The 6,538-nt window shown below is 71.1% G+C and carries 6 protein-coding genes; 5 read left to right on the forward strand and 1 reads right to left on the reverse strand.

The window, feature by feature from the left end; all coding sequences use genetic code 11:
- Positions 1 to 4 precede the first annotated feature (4 nt).
- Positions 5 to 595 (reverse strand): hypothetical protein, encoded by a 591-nt coding sequence (locus tag IF188_RS18755; RefSeq protein ID WP_191173330.1) that lies wholly within the window; start codon positions 593 to 595, stop codon positions 5 to 7.
- Positions 596 to 687: 92 nt separating this feature from the next.
- On the opposite strand from IF188_RS18755, the gene tyrS reads away from it, so the two are divergent.
- Genes tyrS through IF188_RS18780 form a run of 5 tightly spaced genes read left to right on the forward strand, consistent with a single transcriptional unit; the run spans position 688 to position 6,036 of the window.
- The gene (tyrS, locus tag IF188_RS18760; RefSeq protein ID WP_191173331.1) at positions 688 to 1,989 is read left to right on the forward strand and encodes a tyrosine--tRNA ligase; all 1,302 of its coding nucleotides are present in this window, start codon (positions 688 to 690) and stop codon (positions 1,987 to 1,989) included.
- Between the two features lie 9 nt (positions 1,990 to 1,998).
- Positions 1,999 to 2,844 carry a DUF4184 family protein gene (locus IF188_RS18765; protein ID WP_191173332.1) on the forward strand — a complete coding sequence of 282 codons (846 nt, stop codon included), beginning with the start codon at positions 1,999 to 2,001 and terminating at the stop codon, positions 2,842 to 2,844.
- Positions 2,845 to 2,886: 42 nt separating this feature from the next.
- Positions 2,887 to 3,579 carry a hypothetical protein gene (locus tag IF188_RS18770; RefSeq protein ID WP_191173333.1) on the forward strand — a complete coding sequence of 231 codons (693 nt, stop codon included), beginning with the start codon at positions 2,887 to 2,889 and terminating at the stop codon, positions 3,577 to 3,579.
- Between the two features lie 7 nt (positions 3,580 to 3,586).
- On the forward strand, positions 3,587 to 5,419 hold the full coding sequence (locus tag IF188_RS18775) for a sensor histidine kinase (protein ID WP_191173334.1): 1,833 nt from the start codon (positions 3,587 to 3,589) through the stop codon (positions 5,417 to 5,419).
- Complete coding sequence (locus IF188_RS18780) at positions 5,416 to 6,036, forward strand: response regulator (RefSeq protein WP_191173335.1); 621 nt, start codon at positions 5,416 to 5,418, stop codon at positions 6,034 to 6,036. Before IF188_RS18775 ends, IF188_RS18780 begins: the two co-directional genes overlap by 4 nt.
- The last annotated feature ends 502 nt before the right edge of the window (positions 6,037 to 6,538 follow it).

Genomic DNA, 6,538 nt, shown 5'->3' on the forward strand with positions numbered 1-6,538 from the left:
CGCGTCAGAAGATCGCGAGGCGCACGAGGCCCCCGACCACGCCCGCCCACAGCAGGCTCGCGAGCGTGCCGATGATGAAGCGTTCGCGCGCCTCGGCGGCGGCGAGCTCGGAGAAGCGGCCGATGCCTTTGACGGCCACGACGACCGCGATCGCCTCGGGAAAGCCGGCGATGATCGAGATGACCACGGCCACCCGCTCGAGGTACCCGATCACGGTGCCGCCGCGCATGAGGGTGCGCACCTCTGTCTCGCCGTCCTCGGCCGCGGGGACGGCGAGCAGGATGCCGCCGTCCTCGGTCTCACGCACGCGACCGCCGGTTGCCGCGTCCAGTACCCGTCGGGTCACGGGGTTGCCGCCGAGGACCGCGACCGCGGTCGCCAGGAGCGCGAGGATGAGCCCCATCAGCACCGGGATCTTCATCGGCGAGATCGCCACCACGACGAGCCCGAGCGCGACGAGGGCGCCGGCGATCACGAGAGGCACCGTCGTCGGCCGCCGCAGGCTCACCACGATCAGCACCAGCGCCCCGCACAGCACGAGGAACAGGAAGATCGACAGGATCGCGACGAGGATCGCCTCGGGGAACAGCACCATGCGTGGAAGTCTGGCACGCACCCCGGACGCCGCCCGGTGCGACCAGCCGTGCAGCGGCAGGATGCGGCTGCGGCGCTGATAACCTGGCGAGCGTGTCTGAAACCGTCGTGAGCGCGACCGCGCCCGCCAACGACCCGACGTTCGAGAACGTGTGGGACGAGATCGTGTGGCGTGGACTCGTGCATGTGTCCACCGATCAGGAGGCGCTGCGCGCCCTTCTCTCCGGGGATCCGATCACGTATTACTGCGGTTTCGACCCGACCGCGCCGAGCCTGCACCTCGGTCACCTCGTGCAGCTGCTCACGATGCGCCGCCTGCAGCTGGCCGGCCACAAGCCGCTCGGTCTGGTCGGCGGTTCGACGGGCCTCATCGGCGATCCGCGCCCGACCGCCGAACGCACGCTCAACACCCGCGAGACGGTGGCCGAGTGGGTCGACCGGCTGCGCGGGCAGGTGCAGCAGTACCTGAGCTTCGAGGGCGACAACGCCGCGCGCCTGGTCAACAATCTCGACTGGACGGCGCCGCTGAGCGCGATCGACTTCCTGCGCGAGATCGGCAAGCACTACCGCGTCGGCACGATGATCAAGAAGGATGCCGTCAGCGCACGCCTCAACTCCGACGCGGGCATCAGCTACACCGAGTTCAGCTACCAGATCCTCCAGGGGCTGGACTTCCTGGAGCTCTACCGCCAGTACGGCTGCGTCCTGCAGACCGGCGGCAGCGATCAGTGGGGCAACCTCACGAGCGGCACGGACCTGATCCACCGCGTCGAGGGCGTCTCGGTGCACGCGATCGGCACGCCGCTGATCACGAACAGCGACGGCACGAAGTTCGGCAAGAGCGAGGGCAACGCGATCTGGATCGACGCGGACATGACCAGTCCCTACGCGTTCTACCAGTTCTGGCTGAACACGGACGACGCCGATGTGATCGAGCGGCTCAAGGTGTTCACCTTCCTCACCCGCGACGAGATCGCCGAGTACGAGCGACTCGTGGCCGAGGAGCCGTTCCGTCGCGCCGCGCAGAAGCGCCTGGCCCTCGAGGTCAACACCGTCGTGCACGGAGTGGCGTCGACGCAGGCCGTGATCGCGGCGTCCGATGCGCTGTTCGGCCAGGGAGACCTTGCCGCGCTCGACGCGTCGACGCTGCGCCAGGCGCTGGAGGAGCTGCCGAACGCGTCGGTCGCCGCCGGCACGCCGGTGGTGCAGGCGCTCGTCGACACGGGACTCGTGGCGAGCCTGTCCGAGGCGCGTCGCGCGATCGCGCAGGGCGGCGTCTCGCTCGACGGCGTGAAGGTGGACGACGACTCCGCGGTGGTCGACGGCTCGCTGCCGGGCGGGGTGTCGGTGCTGCGGCGCGGCAAGAAGACGCTCGCGGGCGTGTTCGTCGGCTGACCCGGGCGGATGCCGTTCACCCCGAGCCACGCGGTCGTCGCGCTGCCGTTCGTCCGGACGCCGCTGGTGCCCGCGGCGATCGCGGTCGGTGCGATGACGCCGGACCTGCCGCTGTTCGTGCGGGGACTGCCGCTGCAGTACGGGATCACGCACTCGTTCGCGTGGCTGCCGCTGACCATGGCGGTGGCGCTCGCGCTGCTGCTGGTGTGGCGGTGCGTGCTGCGCCCGGCGGCGCGTGAGCTGTCGCCGGGGTGGCTCGCGGTTCGTCTGCCGGGGGAGTGGGATGCCGGCGCCCGGGCGTCGTTCGGCGAGACCTTCGCGGCCCGGCAGGGCGCCCGCCCGGGGGTGCGCAGCGTGCTGCTGCTCGTCGCCTCGCTGGCGATCGGAGTCGTGAGCCACATCGTCTGGGACCTCTTCACGCATGAGGGACGCTGGGGCTCGTCGGCGATCCCGTTCCTCGACGCGACGTGGGGACCGCTTCCGGGCTACAAGTGGCTGCAGCACGGCTCGAGCGTCATCGGTCTCGTCATCCTCGGTGTGTTCATGGCGGTGTGGCTCGCGCGGCGCCGGGTCGAGGCATCCGCTCTCCGCATCATGCCGTCGTGGCTGCGGTGGTGCTGGTGGGCGTCCCTGCCGGTCGTGCTGGTCGCCGCCTGGGGCTGGGGATATGCCGCGCTCGGGCCTTTCGACGCGGGATTCACCCCCGCGCATCTCGGCTACCGCGTCCTTCCGCCCGCGTGCGCTGTGTGGGGCGTGGCGACCCTGGTGCTGTGCATCGCCGTGCAGGTGGTGCGCGGGCGCGGCGGCCGGGAGGACGCGACCCTGGTGTCCCGGGAAGGGATGCCGCGACCCTGACGACAGCGGCACTCGCCGGGTGCCCCGTCGAAAGGAGTCGCCATGCGCACGTCGCTGCGAGTGGCGGGGTGGGGGACGCTCGGCTTCGCGATCGCGTTCTTCGCCATGTTCGTCATCAACGCCCTGATCAACACGGTCTTCGTGCAGTACCCCGAGCACCCGCTCGCCGCCGACATGGCGGCCGACTTCGGGCTCGGCGTGCTCGGCACGGTGCTGTGGTCCGTGTGCGGCGTCGCTCTGGGGATCGCGACCGTCGGTCTCGCCGCGGTCGCGTGGCGCGGGACCGGGCTGACCGCCCGGGTCTGCCTGCTCTTCGGTGCGGTCGCGACGGCCGGCTGGATGCTCAGCGGCGCCGCGATCCTGGCTCAGCGCACGCCCATGCTCAACGCCAACATCGCCGCCGAGCAGGCCGATCCCGCAGCGGAGGGCGCGGTGATCGAGGGGCTGTACCTCGGCATCCACCTGGGCGGCATCCTGTTCGCGATCGCCGCCGTGCCGTGGCTCGCGATCGCCGCCGTCGGCGCTGCGCGGCGCGTCTCCAAGACTGTCGCGGTCATGCTGTGGATCGCGGCCGTCGGCCCGTTCGCGGGATTCGCGATCCTCGGTGCGCAGTTCGGGTTCCTGGTCGTGATGGTGTGCTTCGCGGTGGCCGGGCCGATCCTGCTGCGGCGCGCGCGACGCACGGACGCCGCGGACCCGGTCGCGCCTGTCGCCGCAGACGCCGTTGGGGCATGATGACGCCATGGACCTCGCGGTCGCCATCCTGGTCCAGGTGGTGAACTGGCCGCTCGCCGCGCTCGTCGCGTGGCGGGCGGCCACCCGTCGCGTCGCGCCGGCGGCCGGTGCGGGCGTGGTCGTGCTGCTCGTCGCGGCGGCGGTGGCGGCGTGCGATCCGCTCTCCGAGGCGGTCTTCGCACGGGTGGCGGTCGCGATCGTGAACGCGAGTCTGGCCTTTCTGCTGGCCGTCTTCCCCGATGGGCGACCGGTGCCGCGGTGGATCATGGTCCCCGCGGCGCTGGAGATCGTCCTGCAGGCAGGCAATCTGCTGAGCGGTCTCGCCTGGGAGGAACAGCCCTGGTGGCCCGCGCATTTTCTCGTCACCTGGGGTCTGCTGCTGTGCGGCGGCCAGCTGTTCCGCTACGTGCGCCGCTCGTCGGTCGACGAGCGCGAGCGCACGCGCTGGCCCCTGCTCGGACTCGTCGTCATCGTCAGCGTGTTCACGCTGTGGTCGATCGCGGCCGCCGCGGGCGTCGCCTCGTCCGACACGGTCTGGTTCGCCAATCTGCTGCTGGCGATCCCGGCCCCGATGTTCGCGGTGGGTCTGGTGGCGCCGCGCCTGCTGCGCGTGGATCGGATGCTGCGGCTCGCGGTCCGCTGGGGCCTGTGGGCGATCGTCGTCGCCGTGGCCGCGTGGCTCGTCGCCCTGGTCTGCGCAGCCCTGGAGCCCATCGCCGCCGCGTGGATCGCTGCCGTGGCCACCGCCGTCGTCGCCGTGGCGGCTGCGCCGGGCGCCGGGCGCATCGCCGACCTCGTCGTCTACGGTCGCCGCGCCGATCCGCTCCAGACCCTGGACGAGCTGGGCGGCCGGCTGGAGGCATCCATCGACCCTCGCGAGGTCCCGGCGCAGGTCGTCGCGACGGTCACCGGGGCGCTGGGCGTGCGCGGTGCGGAACTGCGCGGCGGTCCGGGCCTGGACGCGGCCGCGGGCGATCCGGCGGAGCCCGGCGCAGCCGGGGTCGCGGTCTTCGCCATCCGGTATCAGGGCGAAGAGCTCGCGCAGCTGGCTGTCCGCCCCCGGGCGGGTGACAGTCAGCTGACGGCGCACGATCGGACCGTGATCGAGCAGATCTGCCGGCAGGCGGCGCCGGCGCTGCACGGCGCCCGCGTCATGGGCGAGCTCATCGACGCGCGTTCACGCGTCGTCCATGCGCGCGAAGAGGAGCGCAAGCGGCTGCGTCGCGATCTGCACGACGAGCTCGCTCCCACGTTCGCGGGACTGGGGCTCTCAGCCGCTGCGGTCGAGACGCTCACCCGGGCAGGCGACGAGCGGGCGGCTGATGCCGCCGCCGGACTCGTGGCGGGACTGCACTCGGCCACCCGTCAGCTTCGGGATGTCGCGTACGACCTGCGGCCGCCGGTGCTCGACGATCGCGGGCTCGCCGCGGCGATCGAGGATCGGGTGGTGAGGCCCGGCACGAGTCCGGCGGTCCGGCTGGATGCGCCCGCGCGGCGGCTGGTCCTTCCCGCCGCCGTCGAGTCGGCGGCGTTGCGGATCGTCCAGGAGGCGGTGATGAACGTGCGGCGTCACGCCGCGGCGTCGGAATGCACGGTGTCGGTGCTCCGACGTGGGGACGACCTCGTCCTGACGATCGTCGACGACGGCTGCGGCCTGCCGTCGCGGCCGCGCGAGGGCGTGGGACTGCGCTCGATGCGGGAGCGCGCTGAGGAGGTCGGCGGTGTGCTGCGCGTGCACGCGGGTCGGCCGAGCGGCACCGTCGTCGAAGCTGTGCTGCCGGTGCGTGCGGCGGTGCCGCCGGAGGGTGACACGGTCCCGCGATCGGAGGTGCGGTCATGACCCGCGTGATGGTGGTCGACGACCACCCCGTGTACCGCCAGGGCATCGCCGCGCTGCTGGCAGCGTCGGGGTACGACGTGGTGGCTCAAGCGGGGAGCGCCGCCGAGTCCGTCGAATGGATGCGGCGCACGAAGCCCGACGCGGTGCTGATGGATCTCGGGCTGCCCGACGGCTCAGGCGTCGACGCGACGGCGCGGATCGTGGGGGAGCGCCCGCAGACGCGCGTCGTCGTCGTGACGATGTTCGACGACGACGGCTCGGTGCGCCGCGCGCTGGCGGCGGGTGCCGCGGGCTATGTCGTGAAGGATGCTGCTCCCTCCGAGATCCTCGCGGCACTGGCTGCGGCGCTCGAAGGCGCCACCGTGCTCGGCTCGGGAGTCGCGCGCGTGGCGGACGCCGGTCTGCGGAGCGAGCCGACGCGCGATCCTTACGGGCTGACGCCGCGCGAGCGCGACGTGCTGTCGCTGGTCGCGCGAGGGCTCACCAACCGCCAGACCGCCGAGCGGCTGGGCATCGCGGGCAAGACGGTCGCGAACGTCGTGTCGGTGCTGCTCGCCAAATGCGGCGTCGCCGACCGGATCGAACTGGCCGCGATCGGGCGCTCACTGGGCGAGTGAGCGTGCGACACGCCCGGGATGCACGCTCGATTCGACGGAGGCGGCGTGCCTCCGTAAAGTATTACGAGTTCGCCCCACAGGGAAGCGGAGAGGCTGATCGCCTCGACCCCCTCAAGCGGAGAACGAAGCCCTTCCTCTTCACTCGATTGAGTGTGTCGACCTCCGGGTCTAGGATGGGTTTTCCCAGCTTCGGAGACCGCGGTCGCCGGCGACGCTGATGATCTCAGGATCATGGCGTGGCGGTTTGACAGACGGATCGAGCTGGGTAAGATGGAGAAGTTGCCCAGTCGGGGTGGCGGGCCTGGTGGTCTGTTGCTGGTTGGTGCGTCCGATCTTTGAGAACTCAACAGCGTGCACTTGTCAAATGCCAATTTATTTCTCTGTCGACCGTGTTTAACGGTTGGTGGGGGTTTTTGGATCAATTCATGGATGTCAGTTTGATATTCGTTTTTGGTCATGGTTGAACTCGCTGGCTGGTGATCGTTTTTCCCGATCCTGGTTG

The organism is Microbacterium helvum, from assembly GCF_014779795.1.
Classification (GTDB): Bacteria; Actinomycetota; Actinomycetes; order Actinomycetales; family Microbacteriaceae; genus Microbacterium; species Microbacterium helvum.